Origin of the sequence: Novosphingobium sp. PY1 (assembly GCF_017312445.1) — a bacterium.
Classification (GTDB): Bacteria; Pseudomonadota; Alphaproteobacteria; order Sphingomonadales; family Sphingomonadaceae; genus Novosphingobium.
The window spans coordinates 116,431-140,049 of the sequence record NZ_BLTI01000004.1 but is presented as its reverse complement, the minus strand read 5'-3'; the positions used below and the strand labels follow the sequence as shown (position 1 = coordinate 140,049).

Here is a 23,619-nt window from a genome sequence, read left to right as displayed (position 1 = left end):
CCTGCATGGCCGCCCCGATCGAGGGCGCGGCGATCGATTTTTCGGCGCGCTCGACCCGGCGCGACCAGATATTCGAGAACATGACCGAGTTCTGCCAGAGCTGGCTCGCGCGCGGCATGGCCATCGCCAACAATCGATCGGCGCCCGTCTACGAGGTTCAGCTGCTCGACAGCTGCTTCTTCAACCAGACGCGACGTGGCCTGAGCGGCGTCGAGCTCGCCAGCGACCAGTTCGAGTTCCTTAGGCCCGAACGGATGGGCTATCTGCCCGGCCCGCTCGTCTATCGTTGCGATCAGTGTGAGATCGTGCGCGAATATCTCTCCCCGGCGCACCAGTTGTTCGACCCGCTGCCCACCGCCTGCCGCGCGCATAATGGCGAACGGGAATGCAAGTGGCGCCAGCTCGACGTCGTTTATGTCCATTGGTCCGGTGCGCTTGAAGGTTTGTCGCCCTATCGCAACACGCTCGATGGACAAGGCGAGCTGCGCAAGATTCCGCGATGCCAATGCGGAGCGGCGGACTTTCGGCTGATCAAGCAGGGCAACCAGTTCAACCGCTGGCGCTTCCGCTGCACCGGCTGTGCAGCCGAGCGCGAGGTCTACCAGACCGATCCCTTGAGCCTCGCCTGGCTCAAACCGCGGATGGACGAAGGCGTTGCGCACGAATGGAGCGAGATCAACATGATCCCGATCTCCTATCGCGCTTCGCCCGTCTTTTACGTCCAGACCGCAAGATTCATCGTCTACGACGCCGACCCCGACATCGTCACCATCATGGGGCCGACCCGATTGGCCGACCTGACCGACCGCATCGCCGGCTTGCACGGATTCGGCGGCACCGACCCCAGTCCGGAGCGCATTCGTGCTGAGCTCGAAAATCGAGGACGGGCCCAGATGTTCGGCATCTATGAGAGCATTCTGCGCCAAGCCGACACGGCCCGCGCCAACGGCCAGGACCCGAGCAGTTATGACGACATGGCCCGCGAGATGCTGCAGGCCTGGTACGACGCTGGCGATGTCGATCGCGAGACTCAGGCGAGCCCGCAGCTACAGCAGCAGATCATCGATCGCGCGGGCTATGCACGCCGCTACGACCCGATCCGCAGCACCGTCGAACATGATGCGTTGCGACGGCGTAAGCTGACGGCCGACCAATCCGCCGATCTCAAGATCGCCCAAGCCGATCTGTGCGCCGAGTTCGGCGAGCCAGAAAGCGAGGCCATCTACAGCGCGCGCGTTACCGAGGCACTGGCGCGTTCCGGGATCGCGGAGACACGGCTTATTCGCGACCTCGACATGGTAGAGTTTTCGTTCGGGTTCACGCGCGTCTCCGCGACGCCGGTGACGGTGCAGAAGAACCGGCCGATGCCGGTTCGGCTCGTCGGTTTTCCGCAGCTGCCGAACGACAAGCGCCCGATCTATGTGATCGAGCAGCAGAATGAAGCGCTCTATGTTCGCCTCGAAAGCGCGGCGGTGGCTGAGTTTCTGCGGCGCAATGGGGTGGTGGCGGCACCGCCGCCAGCGCCGCGGACGATCGGCGGTGAGTTGATCGAGAACTATGTCGATTTCGGCATGTTCCTCCCCGATTTCGCCGTCCGCGACGAGGCCGGGCAAAGCCGCAGCCGCGACATTGCCTCGACCGTGTACCTGCTGCTTCACAGCTTCGCGCATCATGTGATGCACGGCATCGCCCGTTTCTCAGGGTTGGACCTGGGATCGATGAGCGAGGCTATCTTTCCGGCCGACCTCGCTTTCTTGGTCCATCGTCGCGGGATGACGGAAGATCTCGGCAATCTCTCGTCGATGTGGCGCGATCATAATGCCGCCTTTCTCGACTATCTCGTCTCCCGTCGAGAGCTGCGTTGCGGCTCGGGGACGCTTTGCGATCATCGTGGCGGCGCCTGTCCCGCTTGCATCATGATCCCCGAAACGTCTTGCATCGCCGGGAACCATCTGCTGTCACGCGCCGCGCTGGTAGGCGGGCGGGCGCCGCCCTGGGATGCCGACCAAACTCCGCTCTCCGGCTATTTTGAAGTGGTCCACGATCTCGCCGCTCAGGCGGAGGCCGAGAGTGACTAAGTTTCGCTGTCGATCCTTGGAGGGGCATCCGGCTTCCACAGCTTGGGTGCCAGAATGCCGTCAGTCGCTGCCAGCAATGCCGGCAACTGATCCTCGATATCGTCGGGATCGCTCGGAAGCGAATGCGCGGGGGGCAAGGCCAGACGGGCAAGCAGGCGCGCCGATACGCTGAAACTGCCGGACACTGCCGAGAAGCGTCGGTTGATGATCGCCGAGTTGAGCAGCGCTGCCAGCACCTCTGGGGCAACAGCGACCTCCCCAGGGATCGGCTCGATCACGATGACGTGATTTTCGGCGACATAGCCCTTGTCGGCGTGTTCGTCCGCGAATTCGGCGGAGATTGCGGCGGCGTTGAGGCGGCGTTGTTGATCGCGATTACTCGTGCGCTGCACCAAGACGGACCGGCCAAAGCTCGCATAGGGTACCCTCGCAGGATCGATAGGCGCGTACCAAGCGGCATCGGAGGTTCGCGTGCCGGCCTGGAAGGCAAAACTTCCATCGGGACGAACATCCGAGGCCCAGAGGACCGGCAAGCGGTCGGAAGCAGTGTCGGCATAGAGCCGGTCGCCTTCGCGTGTCGGCACGATCTTGCCCACCCGCATCCTGTAGCCGTAATCCGCGATCGTTGCCGCCGGTTCGGTCGCAATGAGTTGATGATGATCGGCGCTCGGCTCCATGATGGGCACAGGAAGCGACCAAGGCTCGCCGCCTGCTGGGGTATCGGCTGTTCCGAGCACGGTGCGGTTGCCGTCAGTATCGATCACGCCAAGCGTGTAGCGTCCGGGTTCGGGGCGTTGATTTGGATGATTCCGCCGGAGCACCAGCAGGCAGACATCCTGGGTCGCATCAAGAAACAGATCCTCGCGTTGTTGATGCAAGTCGAGCCGGACCACCTCTGCGCGGTCCAGTATTTCCTCGCGCAAACCGGCAAAATAGGGGCCGGCGACGAAGCTTGTGGGCAGCACAAAGGCGAGCCCGCCGCCAGGCCGCAACCAGTCGAGCGCACGGATTACGAACAACGCGTAGAGATTGGTATGACCGCCTAGAGCGGCACGGCCGGCCAGCGCCTTCGCGTCCTCGGCGCCTTTTCGCCAGACCTTGCTATAGGGCGGATTTCCGATCGCGACATCGAAGGTCGGAGGCAATGCGGCAGTGAGCGCATCGGCGCACAGGATCAGATCGCCCGTATCGACGTCGATATCCCATTCGCGGCGGATCATTCGCTTGACCAAGGCTGCGGAGATGCGGGCGAGCCCGGCGTCGATTTCGATGCCCCTGAGCTGTTCGAGCACTTCTGTGCAGGCTTGCGCCGGCGCCCGGCCTTGCTTGATCCGGCGTCCGATCAAGAGTCGCGCCGTGGGAACCAGGAAGGAACCTCCGCCGCACGCCGGATCGAGGATGCGCAGCTGCGTTGGGTCCGCCAATTCGCTGATGGCTTCCAAGGTAGCAGCGGCAAGCGCGGGCGGCGTGAAATAGGCCGAGAGCGCCTTGCGCACGTCTTCCCCTATCAGCCGGGCATAGGCGCTCGAGATCGCATAATCTTGTAAATCTGGGTCGAGCGAGGCCACGAGCGCTCGCGCCTCCGTCACGAGGTCGGGAGGATCACAATCGTCGATCAGTGCCAGACAGAAATCGACGGGCTCGAACTGCTCAAGAATCGCCTTGCGATGCGCACGCACGAAGTTCAGCAACGGTCGGAAGCCGACATCGCTGAGTGATGACGAAACAGCGGTCATTAGCTTCTCGCAAACGCCAGCAGCGGCGCGAAGTCGTGATTGTCCGCGGCACGCAGTGCGGCGATATATTCAGCGCGAAGCGTACCGATGTCGCGTAGCGTGCCGCCGCCCCAGCTGAAGGGCTCGCCACCGAGTTGGGCTATGAGAAGATCAGCCAAGAGCCGGGCGTGACGGCCGTTCCCGTTGGGAAAGGGATGGATGGCGACAAGGCCATGATGAAGCCGAACCGCGATCTCATCGGACGAGAAGGAGGCGTGCTTGATCCAGTATCGCGCGTCGCGCAGCAAGCCGCCGAGTTGGACATGGATTTGCTGCGGATCGACGCCGATATTTTTGCCCGTCTTGCGGGTCGATCCCGCCCAGGACCAGACGTCCCCGAACATCCGCTTGTGCAGTTCGAAGACAACACCCTCGGTCAGGATCTCGGCGCTGCGACGGCGATCGGTCCAGGCGACCGCCTCGTCGATATTCGCCTGCTCGGCTTCGTTGAGATCGGCACGCGTCGTAATCCACGTCTGCAGCAACCCTTCACGCTCGTCGGCATCCAAGGGCGTTGCATCGTCGGGCTGCGCAAAGACGTCGCTCACGCGGACTCCCAGAGATCGCGATCACGCAATGCGGTCTCGATATAGGTCCGGACGCGCTTTTCCATATCGCGATCGACCTGCTGATCTTCTAGGGCCATGGAATGCGAGACGCGGCCGAGTGCCCGTAGGGCAATTTCGCGCGCCCTGCGGTCGACCATATCGGTAAGGCTCGTCTTGGGTACGAGCGCATAGACGAGCACACAGTCCATAGCTTCGGCGGCACGGCGTAAGGTATTGAGCTGGATTGTGCCATTTGCTTCCGAACGCTCAAGGCTGACTATGCCTTGGGCAGTCATGCCGAGCCTTCTGCCAAGCTGCGCGCCCGTCATGCCGATCGCGTCACGAATGGCGCGGATCCAGCCTTTCGGTGGCGTGGCGAAGCGGTCGATCGGCTTGATCAACGTCAGTTTGCTGTCGAGCCGATCTCGGGCTCTGGTGCGAATGGCGGCCTTCATAAATCCCCGGCTTTATATCGTATCACCATATATCAACTTATATCTTTATAAATGTGAGATTCTTATAAATCCAGAAGTTTATAAAATTCCAAACCTAATAAAGCTGTATGTCTCTTTGGTAAGGCAGCCCGGCAACGCGTGCCCCGTGAGAAAGCTCAACCATGGGCATCGAGGGATGATGCGTCCCTCAGGGGCTGCGTGTGTCCCATTCCGGTGGAATGAGGAAGCGGTTGCGGCGCCATTCTTCTACGATCGCATCCTCAAACCAATCATCGGCGAGATGGGCGTGATCGAGCACGATCAACTGTAGACCTTCGATCTCCTGACAGGCGCGGTGCATCAGTTCGAACAAAGCTTGCACGGCGTGACGATCCTTGTCGTCAAGGGGATCGAGACTGCCCTCCTGATCGCGCTCGGCCGGATAATGGGCTTGGCTCGGTTGGTCGAAGATCAGCGTCGCCGGGACCGGCCGATTCCGCTTCCTGAACCACCAGTGCAGCGCGAGATAGGTGAGCACATGATAGCCGACCCAGTTCTCGCCGCTTCCCATCCGATTGAGCGGTATCGGACCGTCGAGTGTGTCGGCGACCACAGTCAGTTTCTTGATATCTAGCCGAAGCTCGCTGCCGCTATGCTCGAGATCGAGGACTTCGGCAAATGTCGACATCTGCTTACTGATGAGGTTGAGATAGGTGTCAAGGCGCTGGGCGACGTCGTCGGCGTTAACCGCCGCCTCGAGCGTCTCGATCTTGCGCTTCGCCGTCTCGATCATTGGCGTTAGATCGGACTCGCTCTCGCTTGGGCGTACCGCGTCCAGAAAGGCACCGATGCGCCCGATGACGCGTGCTTGGTCGACCAATAGATCCTGCTGGGCCTTGGCCCGGGCGTCGTCCGCGATCAGCCGTGACAATGAGTTCTGCGCTTCAACTAGTTCCCGCTCAAGCTTTCCCTTTCGCTGCTCCAGGCTTTCAATGTGACGTTGAAGGTGCGGCTGCTCGACCTCGACCGCTGCTAGCTGATCGCCCACCAAGCGCAGAGCACTGGTGACCTGCGCGGTCGCTGGGGTAGGTACATCAAGCGTCGCGTCGCACAATGGACATTGGTGACCGTCGGCTTCAATCTTGAACAAGCCGATCGAGCTGAGGCGAGCCCGCTGTTCGTGGCCTTCGCGCGAGTAGGCGTTCTGTTCTGACAGCATGAGCCTCGCGGCCCGAAGTTCGTCGTTCGCCCGTTCGAGACTGCTCCTGAGCGTTGCCTGTTCGCCTCGCAGCCGATTGATGGAATCGCCGAAGTCGGGTAGCGCCCCTGTAGTCGCAAGATCGGTGCGCGCAGCCCGATCGAGCACTTCCAGCGCGATATCGATCTCGACTGGTTCATATTCCGGAACGATCAAACCGACACGCTTGCCGTCCGTCACCAGTCTGCGGATGCGGGTGATATCGACGTTGCGCGCCTCAGTCTGCCGCTGGGCACGTTGCTCAAGTTCGCGCAAGGCTTCCCGTGCAAGATCGAGCTCATGCTGCCGCAGGAAATGCTGTTCATCGACCGCGCCCACGAAATAAGGCAGCGTGTCCTTAATCGCCTGCGGGATGAACTGATCGCCCTGTCTATGGAAGAGCCGATCACGATTGTCGATTTCATCCTGCTTCTGGAAGCATAGGAACAAGGCGTGCCGGATCGTTGCCTGCAAAGGCAACCGTGATCCGCTCTGCGGCCTGTGTTCATTCTCCGAAATGCCGACGAAACGCGACAGCAGTGAGATGAGTTCGGGCTCGATCATGTTTCGCGCGAGCTCGTCTAACGCGGGTGCCGCGTCGAACGTGCCGCGACGGACGTAGATCTCGCCGCCGGTATCCGTGCCAGGGCCCGGATTCTTGCGGGCGACGAACAACTCATCGTCGCCCTTCAGCAAGCGCACCGCGAACCACGAGACGCTGCGCCGGATCACGCCCTCGGCCACGTTGCAGCTGCTCCGGCCGAGACAATAGTCGATGATGTCTATGATCGCTGACTTGCCAGTCTTGGAATCGCCGGTGATGATGTTGAGGCAGCCACTCTTGAAAGTGAGCTCGCGCTGTTCGCCTGAATGCGAATAGAGTATGATCGCCCCGATGCTCATGCTCATGGTTTGATCCCCCAGGCGGCCATGATCGTCGATGTCGTGCCGGCCTTTGCAAGCCAGCGTCCAAGCAAGCGCGCCGCGGCGATGCACTCGCGGGCGTCGTCGGTGAGACCGTCCTCGAACTTTTTCGCGACGACCAGCGGTTTTGCGCCGAGTATGACTCCGCCATCATCGGCGAACGCAATTGCGCTGCGATCGATGGCAAAGCGCAACGCTTCCTGCACGACCGGCCGTAGCGAGCAGGCGCGTTCTGCAAAGCCGACCAAAACCTCGGGATTGCGCTCGCGCCATGAATAGAGCGACGTTAGGGTTGAGCCTGGAAGGGCACGTCGTGTCTTGCCATGGACCGCGATCGGAAGAACACAGAAGAGCAGGGCATACGGGGCGGACGCTCCCTTCGCCTTTTGGTACTCTTTCACGAACTCGTGCAGCGCCGCAGCGCAGAAGGCGGGGTTGAATAAATGCGCCTCTTCGCGCGGACGTTTATCCCAAGCCAGAAGGCTCATGCGGCCTTGCCCTTGGCAGGAGTGCCGAACATCGTACCGTGATCGGGATGCCAGCCCACCGTCACGCCATCGGCAAGAATTTGATAGGACCCCGTGCACAGCCATTGTTCATGGCGATTGCGGAACGGTGCTTGCGCGCGGCTTGCCCAGTGAAACAGGTCGCGGCCGAACAGTTTCTTCTCGTCTTCTGTCGAAGGCGCGCCGCTGCTTTCACGGGCAAGGCGCTCCCGCTTCCACCGTTCGACTAGATCGGCATCGTAACGGGCCGCCTCGCCGTCGAGCAGCGCATTCTCTCGCGCCCAGCTCGAGCGTTGCGCTGTTGCCCGATAAAAGTCGAACTTCGCGAGCTCAATCGACTCCTCCGCCACGTCAACACAGCGCATCTGGCGGACGAATGTTCGGTCGTCGGAGTCGGGCAGGGCGTCCGCGGAGACCGCCAGCGCTTCCGGGTTGATCAACAGCTCGTTGTTGCGAAAGGCTCGGCCAATCTCGTCGATCTTTGCGCGCAACGCTAGGAGCGATATTGCGAGTGCGTCCGGATCGGCGAGCGATGTGACGACTTGCGCGAACCACCATCCCTCCAGATGATCGACGAGGTCCGAGACCTTTCCATCCGGCGCCGAGAAGTAGAGCTGCTCCTCGATCTCGCTTCGCGCATTGGTGATGCTGGGCGCGTTGTCGTGGATCCGCATCGCCGCAAGCAGGTTGATCTGGTCTTGCTCGGACAGCGCGAGGAAGGCCTTCCGGCCGGCGGCCGATTCCTGGTTGGTTGAGTCTGCGGCGGCTGCCTTGAGAAGGCGGAGCGCGGTCTTCTCTGCGTCTGCGGAAGGCCGAGTTGCTCTGAGCAATTCGGCGGCCGAGCCGACTGGCGCCTGGGCGGTGGTGATGATGGTAAACCGCCGTTCGAACGGCGCTTGGGAATCCGCGGCGACCTGTTCGCTCCAGATCCTCAACGTTTTCCACAAGTCGACGCTCATGTCGGTCAGGCTCGATGGATTTACATGATGCTTGAGCTGAAGCTGCTCGGTCGCCGTGCCGTGCTGCTCGAAAGCGACATCGTCGAAACGCTCGATCGAGACCGAAAGGCCTGGCTGGGATTTTGTTTCCAGGATGGCAAGTAAAAGCGCCTCGCGGCACTGGAACAAATACCCGAGCATTGACCCGGTTGCGTTGTAGTTCGAAGCGATAGCGCTCACCCCGTCTCGCGATGGAGCGCTGCCCCATCTCCCCTTAGATTGTGAAGGTTAAGTCTCCGGCAAAATGTTGTAAAGCATCAAACACTGCGCCGTATTGGAGATAGATGGAGATGTTTCACAGGAGAGGAGAAAGCAGAACTGGTGATCATTTTTTATCCTAGACGCTCATGGTGAAGTTTGTATGATCAGAACCTGCCGGAACAGCCGCGTACTACCCATAACGGCCGTACGTGCTGCTTGGCAGTTCGCTGCATGAAACGTCCGCTATCCTGATCGGCGCTTCTGGTAGGAGACGTCCCGGTCGTCCGACTTAGCGGTCTATTATAATCCAGCTTCCATATCCTCGCCGATCTCCTGACGGACCTTCGGACCTTTCGCGAGGCGTCGGCCTAACGCTTCGATGAAAGCGTCGTAGCGATCGTTCCCCAAGCGGCGCATCGCGGCGCGTTCCGCTTCGGGCGGTGGCGGCGTGTTCGACAGCCAGAAGCGGACGAACAGCGCGATCATCTCGACGCCGATCCCGACATCACGCTCCAGCCGCGTCTGGCGCCGGTCGAGCCGATCAAGCCGCTTGGCGATGGCCGCCTCGCGCTGCTCGTCGGCGTCGGGCGACAGGAAGGATGCGATCGCCGCCTCGGCGACCAGCGAGCGCGACTTACCCCGGCGGTCGGCATAGGCGGCGAGCGCCTGCATCAGCTCGGGATCGAGATAGACCGAGAATGGCGTCTTGGTGGTCATAGCTCGATGCCGTCGTCAGGATCGAGCGACGCCTGCCGCGCCATGCCCTGTATCTGTCGCCGCACCGTCGCTTGCCGCGCCGCGTCGGTATCGGGTTCCGGCTCGTCCAGTTCGAACTCATTGGCGGGCGCCGGGCTGGGCGGGGGCGCAATGTCGATATGGCGCTCCATTTCCGGCTCGCGGCGCAGGTCCGCATTCTCCGCATCGTCCTCCACCGCCGCCTTCTTGGCGGCCTTATTCTTCTTCGGTTTCTTCGGCGCCTTCTCCTCGGTCGGCTCCGGCATCGGCGGCGCCGCGATCGGCGGCATATCGCTCCAGTCGTCGGGACGTGGCTTGCCGACGCCGGCCTTCGGGTCCGGCGGCGGCAGCACCCGTTCGGTGAACCGCCGATCCTTGAAGTAACGCATCTTCTTGGCGCGGATCGGATGCACGCCCGCCACCATCACGATCTCGTCGTCGGATGGGAGCTGCATCACCTCGCCGGGCGTGAGGAGCTGGCGGGCGGTCTCGGAGCGTGACACCATCAGATGTCCCAGCCAGGGCGAGAGCCGATGGCCGGCATAGTTCTTCATCGCCCGCATCTCGGTGGCGGTGCCCAGCGCGTCGGAGATGCGCTTGGCGGTGCGCTCGTCATTCGACGCGAACGAGACCCGGACATGGCAGTTGTCGAGGATCGCGTTGTTGGGGCCGTAAGCCTTCTCGATCTGATTGAGCGACTGCGCGATGAGGAAGCATTTGATCTTGTAGCCGGCCATGAAGGCGAGCTGGCTTTCAAAGAAGTCCAGGCGGCCTTCGGACGGCAGCTCGTCGAACATGATGAGCAGCGGGTGCCGATCGGCGGCGGGCTTCAGATCCTCAGTGAGGCGACGCCCAATCTGGTTGAGCATCAGGCGGATCAGTGGGCGGGTGCGCGAGATGTCGGAGGGCGGCACGACCAGGTAGAGCGTGGTGGGCAGCGGTCCTTCCACCAGATCGGCGATGCGCCAATCGCAGCGGCTCGTCACCGCGGCGACGACGGGATCGCGATAGAGGCCAAGGAATGACATAGCGGTCGAGAGGACGCCGGATCGCTCGTTGGCCGATTTGTTGAGCAGCTCGCGCGCGGCCGAGGCCACGACGGGATGGACGCCGGCCTCGCCGAGATGCGGCGTGGTCATCATGGCGCGCAACGTGGACTCGATCGGCTGGCGCGGGTCCGACAGGAAGGCGGCGACGCCGGCCAGCGTCTTGTTCTCGCCGGCATAGAGGACGTGGAGGATCGCGCCGACCAGCAGCGCATGGGAGGTCTTTTCCCAGTGGTTGCGCTTCTCCAGCGAGCCTTCGGGGTCCACCAGCACGTCGGCGACGTTCTGCACGTCGCGCACCTCCAGGGCGCCCTTGCGGATTTCGAGCAAGGGATTGTAGGCGGCCGAGCGGGCGTCGGTCGGATCGAACTGCAACACGCGGCCGTGGCGTGCGCGGAAGCCGGCGGTGAGTTGCCAGTTCTCGCCCTTGATGTCGTGGACGATACAGCTCTCCGGCCAGGTCAGCAGCGTTGGGACCACCAGGCCGACGCCCTTGCCGCTCCGGGTCGGCGCGAAGCACAGCACATGCTCGGGTCCGTCGTGGCGCAGATAGTCGCGTCCCAGCCGGCCCAGCGTTACGCCGTTCGGGCCGAGCAGCCCGGCGGCCTCCACCTCCTGTCGCTCCGCCCAGCGGGCCGAGCCATAGGTCTGCGCGTTCTTCAGTTCGTGGGCGCGGCGCACCGACACGGCGATGGCGACGATGAAGGCGAGGAAGCCCCCCGAAGCGGCGATCATCGCGCCGGTTTCGAATATCCTGGGCGCATAAGCATCGTAGAAGAACATCCAGACAAAGAAGGCGTAGGGCGGATAGACCGGCCAGCCAAAGGCGACGAACCAGGGCGGGCCGAGCTGCGGCTGATAGTCAAGCGCCGCGGCCGTCCATTGGGTGGCGATCCAAAGCGTCGCGACGATGATCGCGAGGACGGTGACGACCTGGCCCCAAAGAATCTTGCTGGCGGGCATATTCAATCTCCTTGAAAGCATCACAGCCCGAGCCCCCGACCTCGGCCGAGCGACCAGTCCACGCCGCCGTCGCCACGCATGACGCCGGAGATGTGCTTGCCGATCTGCCGGTCCAGCGAGGGGGTCCACGGGACAAGCTGGAAACTCAGGCCGTCATCGATCATGGCGAAGCGGCCCGAGGCGAGCGTGAGGCGCTGGCGCACGGTGCCGGCGACATATTCGCCGGCCTTGGACGGCGTGTGCGGCAATCCGATCTCGGTCGACAGATCCTTGGCCGCCGTGTCCAGTTCGCGGCGCTTGAGCCTGTCGAGCAGGCCGCGCGCGAAAATGATGCGTTGCCCCTGTCGCCGCGCCAGGCCGATATCGGCGAGATGCTCGGCGCGGGCTTCCATCGCCGCGCGCACTTCGGTCCCGAAGCCGCCGCCGAGAACGCGGCCGTCGCTCGACAGGTTGCGGCGGTCGAGCCAGGTAGCGCCCGGCGCATGGACCTGTCCCGGCAAATCGAGGTCCGATCGCACGGCGAGCGCCACCCGCTGGCGGCCCTTGCGGTCCTCGAAGCGGCGCAGCTCGACGATCGCGCCGGGCTTGCAATCGCCGGTCGCCTCGATGTCGGGAAACTGAACATGATGGGTGCGCCCGTCGATCCCGTCGACGATCGCGTAGGCGCGGCCGGTCAGCTCGTCATGGAGGCCGCGTGTCACCAGCTTACCGATGACGGGCTGGGCGGGATCGGGTTCGAGCACATAGCTGGCCGCGCCCCGGTCGAGGCCGCGCTCGCTCATCGCCTTGTGCATCCGCTTGATGATGTCGCCGCGCTCGCCCAACTCGCGCAGCGCAGTCTGCGCATTGTCCGCAAGCGTCCACTGGCCCGGCGCGATCTCGCTGGCGAGGCCGAGTCCCTCCAGCTTGCGCAGCCGTCCGATCCGCAGCGTGTGGTCTCCGTCCGGCCGCACGCCCGGTACGGGCGCCATGTCGATGACGCCCTCGCGGCCAAGCGTGCGCGAGAGGTCGCGGTCGATCTCGGTCCAGCGTTCGGCGTCGACCTGTCGCTCCAGCGAAGCGCGGATGTCGAGGTCGCTGCGCAACCCCAGCTCGCGGGTGACGATCTCGCGCGCGGTGGCGCGCATTCCCTCGCCGATATAGTCGCGCGAGATAACGAGGTTCTGGCCGTCTTCGGCGACGCCGCGCACGATGACATGGACATGGGGGTTGTCGGTGTTCCAGTGCTCGACGGCTCGCCAGTCGAGACGGGTGCCGAGATCCTTTTCCATTCGCGTCATCAGCTCGCGGGTGAAGCCCTTGAGGTCGCCCATGTCGGGCGCATCCTCGGGCGAGACGATGAAGCGGAAGTGGTGCCGGTCGTTCTCACAGCGCGCGGCGAACGTGCCCCGGTCGAGGCCCTCGGCGTCCGCGCCGAACAGCACGCCCTTCTCGCCGTCGCGGGTGACGCCATCGCGTTGCAGATAGTTGAGATGCGCCGCCAGCGAGGCGCGGCCGCCGTGGCGGACCACCCGCGCCTTGACGACAACCTGGCGCGATCGGTGGCCGAGCCGGTGCGTGGCGCGCAGACTGGTGACGCGGCCGCGCCCGAAGGTCGAACGGCCCGGCGCGATGATTCGCCCGCGGCGCGAGACATGACCGCCGGCGCGCTGCGCGGCGACGAGCGCCTGGGTGATGATCGGCAGCGCCCGCCGGCCGCCGCGCGAGCGGATGCGCCCAGGCCGAACGCGGAAATCCTCGTCGCCGCTCATGCCGCCACGCCTCGCACAGTGCGAAAAACCGAGGCGGGAACTGACTTTCGGTAAGCCTCACGCAGTACGGGATTTCCGCACACATTGCGCAGCAATGCCCAAAAGCCTTGAGAATCAAGGCCACGACCGGGGCGCAGGGGCTTCGCACATTGCCGCCCTTTATCTTGCCCTCGCTCCCTTCCCTCCAAACACTGAAGCCTTCTCCTCTCCGACGCTGCGAGACGCTGCGACTGGCAACGCCAGGGCGCGTGAATACCGTCACTGACGGCAAATAGGCGGCCGAATCGCTGAAGATCACGCGCGATCATCGTGCGATCTCGTCGGAAAGGGGGACGAACAAGCTGGCTTGGCGAAGCGCGACAGGCTCGGCGGCGACGGCTGATGGAATGGCCGGCGCACCTTCCGAAGGTGCGGTGGCGGCAGTAGAAGACCCACCCGAGCGTGCCGGAAACAGCCCCGCGCGGCGCCAGGCAAAGGGATCGGGCGGGTGCGCGACTGCGAGCCGAGTGTCGTCCGAAGCACCGGTGATCGACGCCAGCTTTGCGATGTAGGCGCGCGTGGCTACAGGCAGCGGACGACCGCGCGAAAGATATTCGTCGGTGCGCCCAGGGCCAGCATTGTAGGCGGCCAGCATGGCGGTCACGTCGCCATAACGGTCGTACATCTCGCGCAGGTAAGCGGCGCCCGCCAGGATGTTGTCGCGCGCATCGAACGGATCGGAACCGAGCCGATAGCGTGCGCGCAGGCTGGCCCATGTAGCGGGCATGATCTGCATCAGCCCCATCGCCCCGACCGGCGAGACGGCACGGCGATCAACGTTGCTCTCCGCGCGCATCACGTTCGATATCCAGCGCTCGGGGATGCCGAAGCGCCGCGCCGCCTCGGAAACGGGTGCGGCATAGGGATTGCTCGCGGTGGTCTCTCCAGCCGGTGCTTCCTGCGCCAGCGCCGCGCCCGGCGAGACCAGCAGCAGGATCACCAGACCAACGACCGATCCGACTCCGCTTCGCCGCCAGCCTGCCAATGTGCTCGCTCCGGTAAAGGGTGCGCGCGGAGCGCCGGCCGGTGACCGCCCTTGACCTTCGCTGCGCGCACCGGCCGGTCCGAGGCCGAGCGGGACGAAGGGATGAGACGGCTTTTCCGCGAACAAAGGGATGGTCGGGTCAGGCACCGATCAGCTCCAGTCTCGGCTGGATCGCGGGTGCCGCCATGACAGCCGAAATGTCTGCGCCTCGGCATTCGCACGGAACAGCTTGGGCTTGAGCCAACGCGGAAAGAGCGGGCTTTCGATCTCCAGCGCGATGTAGTCGCCAGCCCGTTCGCTGGTGCGCTTGCGGGCGAAACCGACGATCGGACCGTCCAGATCGTCGAGATGAATGCAATAATCGGCTGTGTTCTCGGCGTCGCTCAGTTCGGCCGGAACGAGCAGGATCGCTTCGTCGATCGCGAACAGCCGGATGCGGCCGGCATAGCCGTTATCGGTCGGCTCAAAGATGTTCACGGGCATGGTCAGTCTCCTTCGGGCTTGACGGGTGGAGGCGTTGCGGAGCGGTACTGAGGTGCAGCGGCAGGGCGCGTCCGATGACGACTGATGCCGGCAGCGGACCGAAGTAGCGGCCGTCCAGACTGTCCGGCACCGCCGGATTGAGCAGCAGCAACTCGCCGGCTTGGAGCGTGTGACAGCCTTGCCAGACCGGCAATGGACGGCCTCGGCCGTCGCGCGCACGAGCGATGACGACGGGACGCGTGTCGATGCTGACGACGGCGCCATGTCGGCAGATGCGTTGCCCGGCCTTGGCCGCGATGTGTTTGAGCAGCGGCAGACCGGCGGGCAGATAGCCGCGCTGGGCGAGCCAGCGCGCGAGTACGGCGGGCGGCATCGCAGCGACCAGCGCCCCCGTGGGCGGATCGCGGTCGGGCTGGATGCGGTAGAGACCGATCGGCGCGCTGGCGCTGGCGTTCCAGACGAGACGTGGCCGCGGATGGACGACGGCGACGGCAATGAACGAGACCGCGAAAGCCGACGCGGCGATGGCCGTTGCCAGGGCGTAGCGGCGGCGGGTCATCGTTCGATCTCCCGGCGCTTGAGCCACGCGGTATGGCGCTCGACCGTGTAGAGTCGCGGCTGATGTCCGGCAGTGATGCGCTGGTGCACATGCCGCCAGTGATCGGGGGCGGCGTCGCACGGATCGACGCCGGCGGCCTCCACGGCGTCGATCGCGGCGAGTACCTGGTTCACCTTCGGCCAGCCTTCGATCTTGAGCAGGACATCGCCGCCCGGCCGCACGAATGGCAGCGTCGTGTAGGGCTCGTTCGCCGCCACCACGCGCACTACGTCGATACGCGAGACGATGGTGCCGAAGTCGTTGGAGGCCCAGCGGACGAAGGCGAAGACCGCGCCCGGCCGGAAGCCGACCACGCGCGTCCGGCGCGTCAGGATATGATCCTCCGCGATGCGACCGAAGCGTATCCAGTGCTCCAGTTTCTTCTCGATCCAGGTCAGCTCGACATGGGTGAGGCCGTCGCGGGCGCGCGCGCTGAATGCGCCGCCGGGGCGGACGGCCGGGGGCCGGTCGTCGGTCATCGTTTGTCTCCGGGGATAAGCGTCGTGCTGGACGCAGCGCGATGGCGGCGGGCGGGCCGCTGGCCGAACCGCGCCGTGACTTCCACAGCCGCGCGCGCCGTTAGCAAGAATCCGAAGGATTCTTTTCTATTAGGATAGTTAGAGAGGGGCCGATTCCGCTCGGTTTTCTGCGGGTTTCCGGGGAGGAAGTGTTCCCGATAGTCCGTGCTTCGCGTTCCTGATCGTCCGACTCTAGGTGTTCCTGATAGTCCGTGTCTCATGGCTGGTTCTCCACAGGCTTGAGACCGACGCGGCGCATGGCGGCATCGAACGGATCGACCGGAACCGGCATGAAATTAAGCCGGTCGCGGCCGAGCGCATGTTCAAGCGCGAGGACGTAACCGGGCAGTGGCTGGCGGGCGACGATAGCGCGGAGCTCGAACGCGAAGCGGCGCAGCGGCGAGAGCACGCCCGACTTGAGATGAAGGTGCGGGACATCGAAGCTCCAGCCACCAGCCTGCCGTCCGCCGTGCTTACGCACGATGCGGTAGAGCCAGCGTTCGAGACCGCCGGTCAGGTCGAAATAGTCGCGGTCAATCGTCAGTACGAGCGCGCGATCGAGCACGCCTGCATAGAACCAGTCGGGCAAGATCAACTCGATGCCCAGCGCACGGCCGTTGCCGTCCGCCAGTTCGCGCCACTCATTGATCCATGAGAAGCGATGGCGCCGGCGTTGGTGCTCCTGGCGGATCGAGGTGGCGACGGTAGTGGATTGGAGCCGGTCGAGCGCCGCCTTCAGTCGCTCATAGCTCGCCTTACCCGTGCCGCGCCGGGTGAATGCCAGTATCTCGTGGGGCGTCGTCATCATCAGCCGCGAGGTCGGCCGCCCTGCATCCCGCGCGGAAACGAGCTGACTGGCGGCCCAGATGAGCACGTCGGCATCCCAGATCGTTGCCATGCCATGCTCGGGGACGGCCTCGACCGAGATCCATGTCGCACCCATGCGAAAGTCGATCGGTGCCTGCCGTCTGGTCTTGGCCAAGCTGAAGAAAGGCCAGGACATCAGGTCCTGAGCATCTCGCGCGGCAAGGTCGCCGGGGATGGAGCGGAACAGCTCGAGCTGCGTCCGCTCACCGCTGGTCCGGCTGGAATGGGGACGTGCAGCCTGCATCGGCCTGTCAGCGCCGGACGCAGTCGGTGGGCAGCCGCTTGGCGGGATGGACCACGCCGGTACCAGTGTCGGAGGTCGAGCGACGGGTGCCCAGTGCCGCCCAGGCTTCAAGGTCGTCGATCGCATAGACGATGCGGCCGCCCAGCTTGCGAAACACCGGGCCGGTGCCGAAGCAGCGGTGTTTTTCCAGCGTCCGGGCCGACAGGCCAAGGTGGATCGCCGCATCAGGCGTCTTGAGGTAGCGCGGCGTGGTCACGGCCACAGGTTCGGTCATGATGATCCTCCTGGTGATGGCCGGCGTCCGCAAGGAAGGCCGGCGGTCAGGAGGCGATGATGGCGAAATGACCGCTGTCTAAAGAAGGGACAGCGCCGGTGGGCGTAAAAACGTCCCCTCAGCCGCCACGCAGCAGGCGAATATAGCCACCGTCGCGCAGCTCGACGGCTTCGGCGATCCAGCGGCGGACGCGCTTGCGTTCCCTGCTTTCAACCCAGTCCGCGGCGCTGTAGCGACGAACCTTCTGGTGTATCAGCGAGGCGGCCAGCTCCCGCTGCGTGGCGCCCGCCTGCAGGCCGTCGAGCACTTGCAGCAAGGTAAGCAGATGCAGCCGCCGAAAAGGGGGCGGCCGCAACGTCGGCGGTCCCACCGCCATGCCGTTGAGGCGGCGGCAAAGCCGCTCGGCCGCAGCAAGGCGCGCGAAAGGATCGGCCTCGATCGGCAGCATCATTGCCAATGGGCCATCCAGCGCGCCCGCGATCCAGATGTGCTCGTCGCCATCGGAATCGGCGAGAATGACGTGCAGATATTTTCCGATCCGCATCCGCGCGCGGATTGTGCCGAGCTGCTTTTCGTCGATGATCTGTGTCGCGCCAATGTCGACCGGCGCTGGGGCCAGGACAATATTCGTCGGCGATAGGTCCGGTCTGGCGACAGTCAGCTTGGGATCGAAGGCCGTCGCCGGTTCCGCATGGAAGCTGATGCCCCAGCGCCGCACCAGCGCAGCGGTCGCGTCGTCAGCGGTGGTCGTCCCGCGCTTCACACGCCGTAGCGCGCGGGTGTAGTCGGCGCGGTAAGTCGGGTTGCGGCTGAGATAGCCGAGGGCGATGTCGGAATATGCAAGCGCATCGCTCCCGGCTTCGTCCGGGGGCGCGCGCCAGTCCCTCTCAGGCGGCATACGCCCCTCCTAAGCATGGCCCTCTGCGGAGCGCGACGAGGGATGTTGTTCGGGCTGGCAATCGCAGGGAAGTTCCGCTGCGCACTCAGGTACATAGCGGAAATAAGACAGGCGGCAGAGGAGAATGCCGGCGCGCGGCGCGGATTTAACGGTTAGGATCAGGGCCGCAGATAGTGCCGATAACCACGCTCGCACATCCAGCGAGCGCGAGCGAGATGACTGTCATAGACGGTCTTCGCCCGGCCCGGCTCGGCGGCCGGGTCCATGCCGAAGATGATGCGAACCACCTCCTGCCAGTCGGCTTTTTCCTCGGCCGCATCGAGCAGCCGCCAATAGGTGTGATGGTGGCGTTCGTCGTAAGCCGTAATGTAGGGCGCGTCTGGGGCGTGATCTTCGAAGGCTGTTATTCCCATCGTTCGCCTCGTGCCTCGGCCCTGATTCCAACTCGTGCAGATTCACCAAACATACACCGTAATGGACCGAAGCAATCCTCCCGCATTCGCTATCGCAACATGATGATTTGCGGATAACTCGGTCGCGTGTTTATCCATCGGCCGGAGCGTCTCGCCGGTGATACATGCAGACGGTCGTAGTGCGCGTACCTGCTGGACGCCAACATCGCGAAGATCGTTTACATACTATAGTTCATAAACTCAAAGTATGTAAATCACGATCCTGCAGCGCATGGATATGCGCAAATTGGTTGGCCGAAATTTCGCGCGTTTGCGCCGAGACAAGGGGCTGACCCAGGAAGAGGTGGAGGCGCGGTCCGGCTTCAGTCAGCAATATCTCAGTAGCCTTGAGCGCGGCAAAAGGAATCCGACCGTAATCACGCTGTATGAACTGGCTCAGGCTCTTGGCGTGAGTCACGTCGAATTGGTGCAGCCCGACGATCAGGCCTGACCCTCATTTATCAAATCCTTGTGAGCCATTCAGAACATTAAAACGCGAGCCGGGCGAACGCCCGGCGAGCCCGTCCGCTTCGACCGGCGCGCGGGCCTTGGGCCGCGCGCCGGGAGCCGGGCGATCGGTAGCCTGCGCAGTCCGGGAAGCCGTAGGGCCGGAACCGGCCCTACGGCACCGCGATCAGGCGGATTTGAGGCGCTGCATCCCCTCGGCCAGCGTCCAGAGCGCCCGGTTGAGCGTCACATTCTGGTCGATGCCGTTGATCGGTCGCGAGCGGCTGCGACGAATGCGCCCCTCGGCATTGCGCTTGCGGCCCTGCAAGCCGCCCCGAATGACATTCTCCTGAATGACGTTGAACGTGGTCCAGAGGCTCGGGTCCATATCCTCGCGGCGGCGCGGTTCAATGATCTGGTCGGGCCGGATCGGGCTTTCGTCTTCGCCATAGCGGGCGACAAGGCTGACTTCGCCGAGCAAGCGGCGCTCGTCTTCGGAAAGCCGCACTTCCTTCATGTTCTCGCTGGCGTCGATCAGATGGGGGAAGTCCTCCGCCACGGTGTAAACACCCTCGATGATGTCATGTTGGATATTGCCCTTATGGGGCACGCGAACCTCCTCGAACCGCTCGCCCGCGATCATGGAGTTGGTGCAGACGAAGCGCAGCATTCCGGCGAACATTTGGTAAGCGCTGGTGCCGTCATGGCTGTTCACGATAATGACCTCGGCCGCCTCGGGCTTGCCGATACCCTCATCCCGGCGCAGGCGCAGCATGTGCTTGGCGTGGCCGTGGCGGCTGCCATCGCGGGGGACCGACTGCACGGCGAAGAACGGAAACCATCCTTCCCGCCGCAGCCCCTCCACGATGTCGATGGTCGGGACATAGACATAGCGCTGCGAACGGCTGTCATGCGCCTCGTTGGCGAAGATTGACGGGACGTGGCGATAGAGCGCCTCATTGTCGAGCGGCTCGCGTCCGCTGATCTGATGGGCATTGCGACCGAACCGAGTGGCGAGATGGTGGATGCTCATGGGCCTTTCCTTCCTTGGCTTGGGTTTCCGCGCGAGCGGTACTGCCGCGCTGAAACCCTGCCCGTCGGCGAGACCGGGGGTGCAACCGGAGTGGGCGGCTTCGCGGGGAACCGGCTGCACGGAACGCGCAGCGCGGAGGAAGCTGGGCGGAAGCCGCTCCGAAGGGCGCTGGGGGCAGCGCCCCAAGCAACCCGATGATCGGCGCCGGACCAAACGGGCCGTCTATCTTGTCATCGCCACCCACTGGAACGGCAAGAAGGCGCACCGCCATCGACGGGGCGCCCTCCTGGTGCGCCGGTCAGCGCGACCAGATGAGTTGGTGCTTGGATGGCCGCGCTCTATGCGGTTCGTGTTCGCGCCCGTACTCGGCGCCCTGAGCGACCGGTTCGGGCGACGGCCGGTCCTGCTCGTTTCGCTGGCGGGCGTGGCGATCAACTTTGTCGTTATGGCGCTGGCGCCGCAGCGCTGGATGTTGATGTTCAGCCAGGCCGTGCCCGGATTGACCAACACCAACGTGTCGGTCGCCACGGCCTATCTCACCGACATCACGCCTGGCGAGCAGCGCGCGCGCCGGTTCGGTGTGATGGGCGCCATGTTCGGCACGGGCTTCATCATCGGACCGATGCTTGGCGGATTGCTCGGCGAAGATTGGACGTCGCGGCCCTTCATCGCGGCGGCCGCGCTCAACGCGGGAAACCTGCTGCTGGCGCTGCTTGCACTGCCCGAGACTCGCACGCTATCGCCTTCACAGCTCAGAACCAGAAGCGCACGCCGATCACATAGTTAGTTACGCTTGGATTCTCGCTGCGGGCACGTGCGTAGTCCGCGCTCCTGCCGACCTTCCATTCCTGCTCGACGCCGACATAGGGCGCAAATTCGCGGGCGAATTCATAGCGTAGGCGAAGGCCCGCCTCCGCGGAATCGAGCCCGGCGCCTATGCCGAGTTCGGGAACATCCTGCGCTGAGAGGTTGAGCTCAACCCGCGGCTGCAGAATCAGGCGTTGCGTAATCCGCTGGTCGAGTTCCGCCTCGATGCGGGCGGTGAGATCGCCTTTCGTCGAGAGAAAGGCTGCGGCATCGACTTCGAAGAGGTAAGGCGCGAGCCCTTGCAAGCCGACGACTGCATATGTGCGCTCGGGGCCGGTCAGGTCTTGTCGAACGCCCGCCTGCAAGTCCCACCAGGGACCGATCGCGTGGCTCCACAGGCCTTGCACTTCGGCCGCTTCGGGTTTCTCGCCGAAACTCCCTTCGCCCTCGCTCTTGAACCAGAATTTGTCGAGGTCACCGCCGTAATACCCTTGGACGTCCCAGAGGTAGCCGTCCTTGCCATCTCGCACGCGCAATTCGGCGCGGTCTGCCTGGAACCAGAATACCGGCATGCCGCTCACTTCGCGAACAACCGAAGCGCGCGACGCAGCCATTTTCTCAGGGCCAACGAAGGCGTCGGCGGCGAATGCCGGACCCTCGAAAGCCTCGGGCGGCGGCGGCCCCTGAGGGATCGGCGCATCGCTTTCCATCGCAGCGTGATCCATGCCCGAATGGTCCATCGCAGCGGGGTCCATGGCTTCGTGATCCATCGCTGAATGGTCCATTTGGGAATGGTCCATTGTGCCCTGATCCATGGCATCTTCCTCGGCGGCATAGGCCGCCGGGGCCTCTACAGGAGCGGCGGCGTCGCTTTCCGTTGGACGCTGCGCCCCATGCTGGTGATCCTGCGCGATTGCGGTGCCGGGGACCAGCGCGAGCGCAAAAAGGAACGGCGTTGCAGCACGCATCAGCCTTGTCCCCCCTGCAGCGGGCGGACCGTCACGACCTGAAACATGCCATTATGCATGTGGTAGATGAGGTGGCAGTGAAACGCCCAGTCGCCGGGTTCATTCGCCGTCAGGTCGAACTGTGCGCTGCCGCCCGGCTGGACGATGACCGTGTGCTTGAGCGGCTGATGCCCGTGGGGCGCATCGTTCACCAGCTCGAAGAAATGCCCGTGCAGGTGGATCGGGTGCGCCATCATCGTGTCGTTTACCAGTTTCACCCGCACACGCTCGTTGAAGGCGAAGCGGATCGGATCGTCCGTGACGGCGGAAAACTTCTGGCCGTCGAAGGACCACATGTAGCGTTCCATGTTGCCGGTCAGATGGATTTCCTTGAGCCGCGTCGGCCGGCGCATGTCCGGGTTCATCTTCGCGGCGACGAGTTGCTTGTAGTTGAGGACGCGGTGGTCAACCTCGGTCAGACCGATGCCGGGATCGCCCATGCGGTCGACGGGGTTCATCGAGACCATGTCGATGCCGGGGCCGACCTTGACGCTGGGCGGAAGCAGGGAGATGTCGCGCATCGACATCGAGCCCATGTCCATCGAACCTTCCATGGAATCGGACGAACCGTGATCCATGCCGGCCATCGCACCATGGTCCATCGCTCCCGCAGACGAGCCATGGTTCATCCCCATGTCCGCCATCGTCAAAAGCGGTGGGTCGCGCAGCGCAGGAACTGCAGCGCGCGCGCCAGCGCGACTTGTCAGCATGGCAAGCCCCATGCCTGAGCGGTCCATTGCCTCCGCGACAATCGTGAACGCATCCATACCGGTCGGCTCGACGATGACGTCATAGGTTTCGGCATTGCCGATCTGAAATTCGTCGACCTCGACCGGGCGCACATCCTGCCCGTCGGCGGCGATGACCGTCATCGGCAGGCCGGGGATACGCACGTTGAAGAAGGTCATCGCCGAGCCATTGATGAAGCGCAGGCGAACCCGCTCACCGGGGTTGAAAGCAAATTCCAGCCCGTCTTCGGGGCCGTGGCCGTTGAGGAGGTAGCTATAGAGCGGTGCGGAGACGTCCGAGATGTCGGTCGGCATCATCCGCATGCGCGCCCACATCCGGCGATCCTCGCCCGATAGGGGATAGTCGTCGGTTGCCGTGGTCTTCTGGAAGTTGAAAGGTGCCTCGCCCACCTTCAACTTCTTCATGAGCGTGTGGGGGTCCATCGGCGACCAGTCCGAGAGCATTACGACATAGTCGCGATCGACCTTGTGCGGATCGCCATCCGCCGGATCGATAATGATCGGGCCGTAATGCCCCATCGGTTCCTGCAATGTGTGGGCGTGCCACCAATAGGTCCCGGCCTGGCGGATAGGAAACTCGTAGCGGAACCGCTCGCCCGGCTCGACGGCCGCCATGGTAACGCCGGGCACGCCGTCCATGAGAAACGGCACGAGCAGGCCGTGCCAGTGGATCGAGGTCCCCATCGAGCTGTTGTTCTCAAGGTCGACGACGAGGTTCTGGCCCTCGCGCAGCCGTAGCAGGGGACCGGGAAGCGTCCCGTTCACCGTTACCGCCGGACCGTGTCGGCTGCCAGTGGCGAAGCTCGCATCCGCGACCGACATCGTCATATGCTCGCCGGAGAGGACGTCGCTGCCCTTGTGCGCTACGGTCCCGCTGTGGCTCCCACGCGCCCATGCAGGTAGGGTGTGGCCAAGCCCGAGCAGGCTCGCTGCTCCTGCGCTGCGGGTCAGAAATTTGCGGCGGTCGATCGCGAACCTGTCGCTGCGGGAGGAAATGCTCATACTCTCGCTTACGCCGGCAG

At 64.0% G+C, this 23,619-nt stretch carries 23 protein-coding genes; 3 read left to right on the top strand and 20 right to left on the bottom strand.

Annotated elements, in window-relative coordinates; translation table 11 throughout:
- The first annotated feature begins 5 nt into the window (after positions 1–5).
- Positions 6–2,078, top strand: coding sequence for a hypothetical protein (locus J3474_RS04755; protein ID WP_207093261.1), 2,073 nt, complete (start codon positions 6–8; stop codon positions 2,076–2,078).
- Here J3474_RS04755 and J3474_RS04750 read toward each other — a convergent pair.
- The 17 genes from J3474_RS04750 to J3474_RS04670 all read right to left on the bottom strand — a co-directional run bounded on the left by J3474_RS04750 (position 2,075) and on the right by J3474_RS04670 (position 18,515).
- Entirely contained in the window at positions 2,075–3,814 is a 1,740-nt protein-coding gene (locus tag J3474_RS04750; RefSeq protein ID WP_207093260.1) for a class I SAM-dependent DNA methyltransferase, read from the bottom strand. The genes J3474_RS04755 and J3474_RS04750 overlap by 4 nt on opposite strands.
- Positions 3,814–4,401 carry a mobile mystery protein B gene (locus tag J3474_RS04745; protein WP_207093259.1) on the bottom strand — a complete coding sequence of 196 codons (588 nt, stop codon included), beginning with the start codon at positions 4,399–4,401 and terminating at the stop codon, positions 3,814–3,816. The genes J3474_RS04750 and J3474_RS04745 overlap by 1 nt, the downstream gene beginning before the upstream one ends.
- Positions 4,398–4,856, bottom strand: a complete 459-nt coding sequence (locus J3474_RS04740; RefSeq protein WP_207093258.1) for a mobile mystery protein A — start codon at positions 4,854–4,856, stop codon at positions 4,398–4,400. The genes J3474_RS04745 and J3474_RS04740 overlap by 4 nt, the downstream gene beginning before the upstream one ends.
- A 187-nt stretch (positions 4,857–5,043) precedes the next feature.
- A complete protein-coding gene (locus tag J3474_RS04735; protein ID WP_207093257.1) occupies positions 5,044–6,981 on the bottom strand; it encodes a DUF3732 domain-containing protein in 1,938 nt (645 codons plus the stop codon).
- Positions 6,978–7,484 carry a three component ABC system middle component gene (locus J3474_RS04730; RefSeq protein ID WP_207093256.1) on the bottom strand — a complete coding sequence of 169 codons (507 nt, stop codon included), beginning with the start codon at positions 7,482–7,484 and terminating at the stop codon, positions 6,978–6,980. Before J3474_RS04730 ends, J3474_RS04735 begins: the two co-directional genes overlap by 4 nt.
- On the bottom strand, positions 7,481–8,680 hold the full coding sequence (locus J3474_RS04725; RefSeq protein ID WP_207093255.1) for an ABC-three component system protein: 1,200 nt from the start codon (positions 8,678–8,680) through the stop codon (positions 7,481–7,483). Before J3474_RS04725 ends, J3474_RS04730 begins: the two co-directional genes overlap by 4 nt.
- Positions 8,681–9,001: 321 nt before the next feature.
- Entirely contained in the window at positions 9,002–9,418 is a 417-nt protein-coding gene (locus J3474_RS04720; RefSeq protein ID WP_207093254.1) for a CopG family ribbon-helix-helix protein, read from the bottom strand.
- Positions 9,415–11,445, bottom strand: a complete 2,031-nt coding sequence (locus J3474_RS04715; RefSeq protein WP_207093253.1) for a conjugal transfer protein TraG — start codon at positions 11,443–11,445, stop codon at positions 9,415–9,417. The genes J3474_RS04720 and J3474_RS04715 overlap by 4 nt, the downstream gene beginning before the upstream one ends.
- Before the next feature lie 20 nt (positions 11,446–11,465).
- Positions 11,466–13,196, bottom strand: coding sequence for a VirD2 family relaxase/mobilization nuclease (locus J3474_RS04710; RefSeq protein ID WP_207093252.1), 1,731 nt, complete (start codon positions 13,194–13,196; stop codon positions 11,466–11,468).
- 304 nt (positions 13,197–13,500) lie between these two features.
- Positions 13,501–14,367 (bottom strand): lytic transglycosylase domain-containing protein, encoded by an 867-nt coding sequence (locus tag J3474_RS04705; RefSeq protein WP_207093251.1) that lies wholly within the window; start codon positions 14,365–14,367, stop codon positions 13,501–13,503.
- Between the two features lie 3 nt (positions 14,368–14,370).
- Positions 14,371–14,703 (bottom strand): DUF736 domain-containing protein, encoded by a 333-nt coding sequence (locus J3474_RS04700; protein ID WP_207093250.1) that lies wholly within the window; start codon positions 14,701–14,703, stop codon positions 14,371–14,373.
- Positions 14,684–15,262, bottom strand: a complete 579-nt coding sequence (locus J3474_RS04695) for a S26 family signal peptidase (protein ID WP_207093249.1) — start codon at positions 15,260–15,262, stop codon at positions 14,684–14,686. Before J3474_RS04695 ends, J3474_RS04700 begins: the two co-directional genes overlap by 20 nt.
- A complete protein-coding gene (locus J3474_RS04690; protein ID WP_207093248.1) occupies positions 15,259–15,780 on the bottom strand; it encodes a DUF2840 domain-containing protein in 522 nt (173 codons plus the stop codon). Before J3474_RS04690 ends, J3474_RS04695 begins: the two co-directional genes overlap by 4 nt.
- Before the next feature lie 256 nt (positions 15,781–16,036).
- Positions 16,037–16,930 carry a replication initiator protein A gene (locus tag J3474_RS04685; protein WP_207093247.1) on the bottom strand — a complete coding sequence of 298 codons (894 nt, stop codon included), beginning with the start codon at positions 16,928–16,930 and terminating at the stop codon, positions 16,037–16,039.
- 7 nt (positions 16,931–16,937) lie between these two features.
- Positions 16,938–17,204, bottom strand: a complete 267-nt coding sequence (locus J3474_RS04680; protein ID WP_021227839.1) for an AlpA family transcriptional regulator — start codon at positions 17,202–17,204, stop codon at positions 16,938–16,940.
- Positions 17,205–17,322: 118 nt separating this feature from the next.
- On the bottom strand, positions 17,323–18,102 hold the full coding sequence (locus J3474_RS04675; RefSeq protein ID WP_207093246.1) for a DUF2285 domain-containing protein: 780 nt from the start codon (positions 18,100–18,102) through the stop codon (positions 17,323–17,325).
- A 158-nt stretch (positions 18,103–18,260) separates the two neighbouring features.
- On the bottom strand, positions 18,261–18,515 hold the full coding sequence (locus tag J3474_RS04670) for a DNA -binding domain-containing protein (protein WP_207093245.1): 255 nt from the start codon (positions 18,513–18,515) through the stop codon (positions 18,261–18,263).
- Between the two features lie 271 nt (positions 18,516–18,786).
- On the opposite strand from J3474_RS04670, the gene J3474_RS04665 reads away from it, so the two are divergent.
- Complete coding sequence (locus J3474_RS04665) at positions 18,787–19,005, top strand: helix-turn-helix domain-containing protein (RefSeq protein WP_120323806.1); 219 nt, start codon at positions 18,787–18,789, stop codon at positions 19,003–19,005.
- Between the two features lie 183 nt (positions 19,006–19,188).
- On the opposite strand, the gene J3474_RS04660 is transcribed toward J3474_RS04665, so the two are convergent.
- Positions 19,189–20,034, bottom strand: a complete 846-nt coding sequence (locus J3474_RS04660; protein ID WP_207093244.1) for a DUF932 domain-containing protein — start codon at positions 20,032–20,034, stop codon at positions 19,189–19,191.
- On the opposite strand from J3474_RS04660, the gene J3474_RS22575 reads away from it, so the two are divergent.
- Positions 20,033–20,821: an MFS transporter gene (locus tag J3474_RS22575; protein WP_242528195.1), complete on the top strand. Its 789-nt coding sequence runs from the start codon at positions 20,033–20,035 to the stop codon at positions 20,819–20,821. The two genes, J3474_RS04660 and J3474_RS22575, sit on opposite strands and share 2 nt — an antisense overlap.
- Here J3474_RS22575 and J3474_RS04650 read toward each other — a convergent pair.
- Both J3474_RS04650 and J3474_RS04645 read right to left on the bottom strand, forming a co-directional pair.
- The gene (locus tag J3474_RS04650; protein ID WP_376706511.1) at positions 20,787–21,809 is read right to left on the bottom strand and encodes a copper resistance protein B; all 1,023 of its coding nucleotides are present in this window, start codon (positions 21,807–21,809) and stop codon (positions 20,787–20,789) included. The genes J3474_RS22575 and J3474_RS04650 overlap by 35 nt on opposite strands.
- Positions 21,809–23,599: a copper resistance system multicopper oxidase gene (locus J3474_RS04645; RefSeq protein ID WP_207093243.1), complete on the bottom strand. Its 1,791-nt coding sequence runs from the start codon at positions 23,597–23,599 to the stop codon at positions 21,809–21,811. Before J3474_RS04645 ends, J3474_RS04650 begins: the two co-directional genes overlap by 1 nt.
- Positions 23,600–23,619: the final 20 nt, after the last annotated feature.

What these genes read in the sequence shown, in the direction of transcription:
- J3474_RS04755 (WP_207093261.1), top strand. Translation starts at nt 6, where the DNA reads ATGGCCGCCCCGATCGAGGGCGCGGCGATCGATTTTTCGGCGCGCTCG.
- J3474_RS04750 (WP_207093260.1), bottom strand. Translation starts at nt 3,814, where the DNA reads ATGACCGCTGTTTCGTCATCACTCAGCGATGTCGGCTTCCGACCGTTG.
- J3474_RS04740 (WP_207093258.1), bottom strand. Translation starts at nt 4,856, where the DNA reads ATGAAGGCCGCCATTCGCACCAGAGCCCGAGATCGGCTCGACAGCAAA.
- J3474_RS04735 (WP_207093257.1), bottom strand. Translation starts at nt 6,981, where the DNA reads ATGAGCATGAGCATCGGGGCGATCATACTCTATTCGCATTCAGGCGAA.
- J3474_RS04730 (WP_207093256.1), bottom strand. Translation starts at nt 7,484, where the DNA reads ATGAGCCTTCTGGCTTGGGATAAACGTCCGCGCGAAGAGGCGCATTTA.
- J3474_RS04720 (WP_207093254.1), bottom strand. Translation starts at nt 9,418, where the DNA reads ATGACCACCAAGACGCCATTCTCGGTCTATCTCGATCCCGAGCTGATG.
- J3474_RS04715 (WP_207093253.1), bottom strand. Translation starts at nt 11,445, where the DNA reads ATGCCCGCCAGCAAGATTCTTTGGGGCCAGGTCGTCACCGTCCTCGCG.
- J3474_RS04710 (WP_207093252.1), bottom strand. Translation starts at nt 13,196, where the DNA reads ATGAGCGGCGACGAGGATTTCCGCGTTCGGCCTGGGCGCATCCGCTCG.
- J3474_RS04700 (WP_207093250.1), bottom strand. Translation starts at nt 14,703, where the DNA reads ATGCCCGTGAACATCTTTGAGCCGACCGATAACGGCTATGCCGGCCGC.
- J3474_RS04695 (WP_207093249.1), bottom strand. Translation starts at nt 15,262, where the DNA reads ATGACCCGCCGCCGCTACGCCCTGGCAACGGCCATCGCCGCGTCGGCT.
- J3474_RS04690 (WP_207093248.1), bottom strand. Translation starts at nt 15,780, where the DNA reads ATGACCGACGACCGGCCCCCGGCCGTCCGCCCCGGCGGCGCATTCAGC.
- J3474_RS04685 (WP_207093247.1), bottom strand. Translation starts at nt 16,930, where the DNA reads ATGCAGGCTGCACGTCCCCATTCCAGCCGGACCAGCGGTGAGCGGACG.
- J3474_RS04680 (WP_021227839.1), bottom strand. Translation starts at nt 17,204, where the DNA reads ATGACCGAACCTGTGGCCGTGACCACGCCGCGCTACCTCAAGACGCCT.
- J3474_RS04675 (WP_207093246.1), bottom strand. Translation starts at nt 18,102, where the DNA reads ATGCCGCCTGAGAGGGACTGGCGCGCGCCCCCGGACGAAGCCGGGAGC.
- J3474_RS04670 (WP_207093245.1), bottom strand. Translation starts at nt 18,515, where the DNA reads ATGGGAATAACAGCCTTCGAAGATCACGCCCCAGACGCGCCCTACATT.
- J3474_RS04665 (WP_120323806.1), top strand. Translation starts at nt 18,787, where the DNA reads ATGGATATGCGCAAATTGGTTGGCCGAAATTTCGCGCGTTTGCGCCGA.
- J3474_RS22575 (WP_242528195.1), top strand. Translation starts at nt 20,033, where the DNA reads ATGGGCCTTTCCTTCCTTGGCTTGGGTTTCCGCGCGAGCGGTACTGCC.
- J3474_RS04660 (WP_207093244.1), bottom strand. Translation starts at nt 20,034, where the DNA reads ATGAGCATCCACCATCTCGCCACTCGGTTCGGTCGCAATGCCCATCAG.
- J3474_RS04650 (WP_376706511.1), bottom strand. Translation starts at nt 21,809, where the DNA reads ATGCGTGCTGCAACGCCGTTCCTTTTTGCGCTCGCGCTGGTCCCCGGC.
- J3474_RS04645 (WP_207093243.1), bottom strand. Translation starts at nt 23,599, where the DNA reads ATGAGCATTTCCTCCCGCAGCGACAGGTTCGCGATCGACCGCCGCAAA.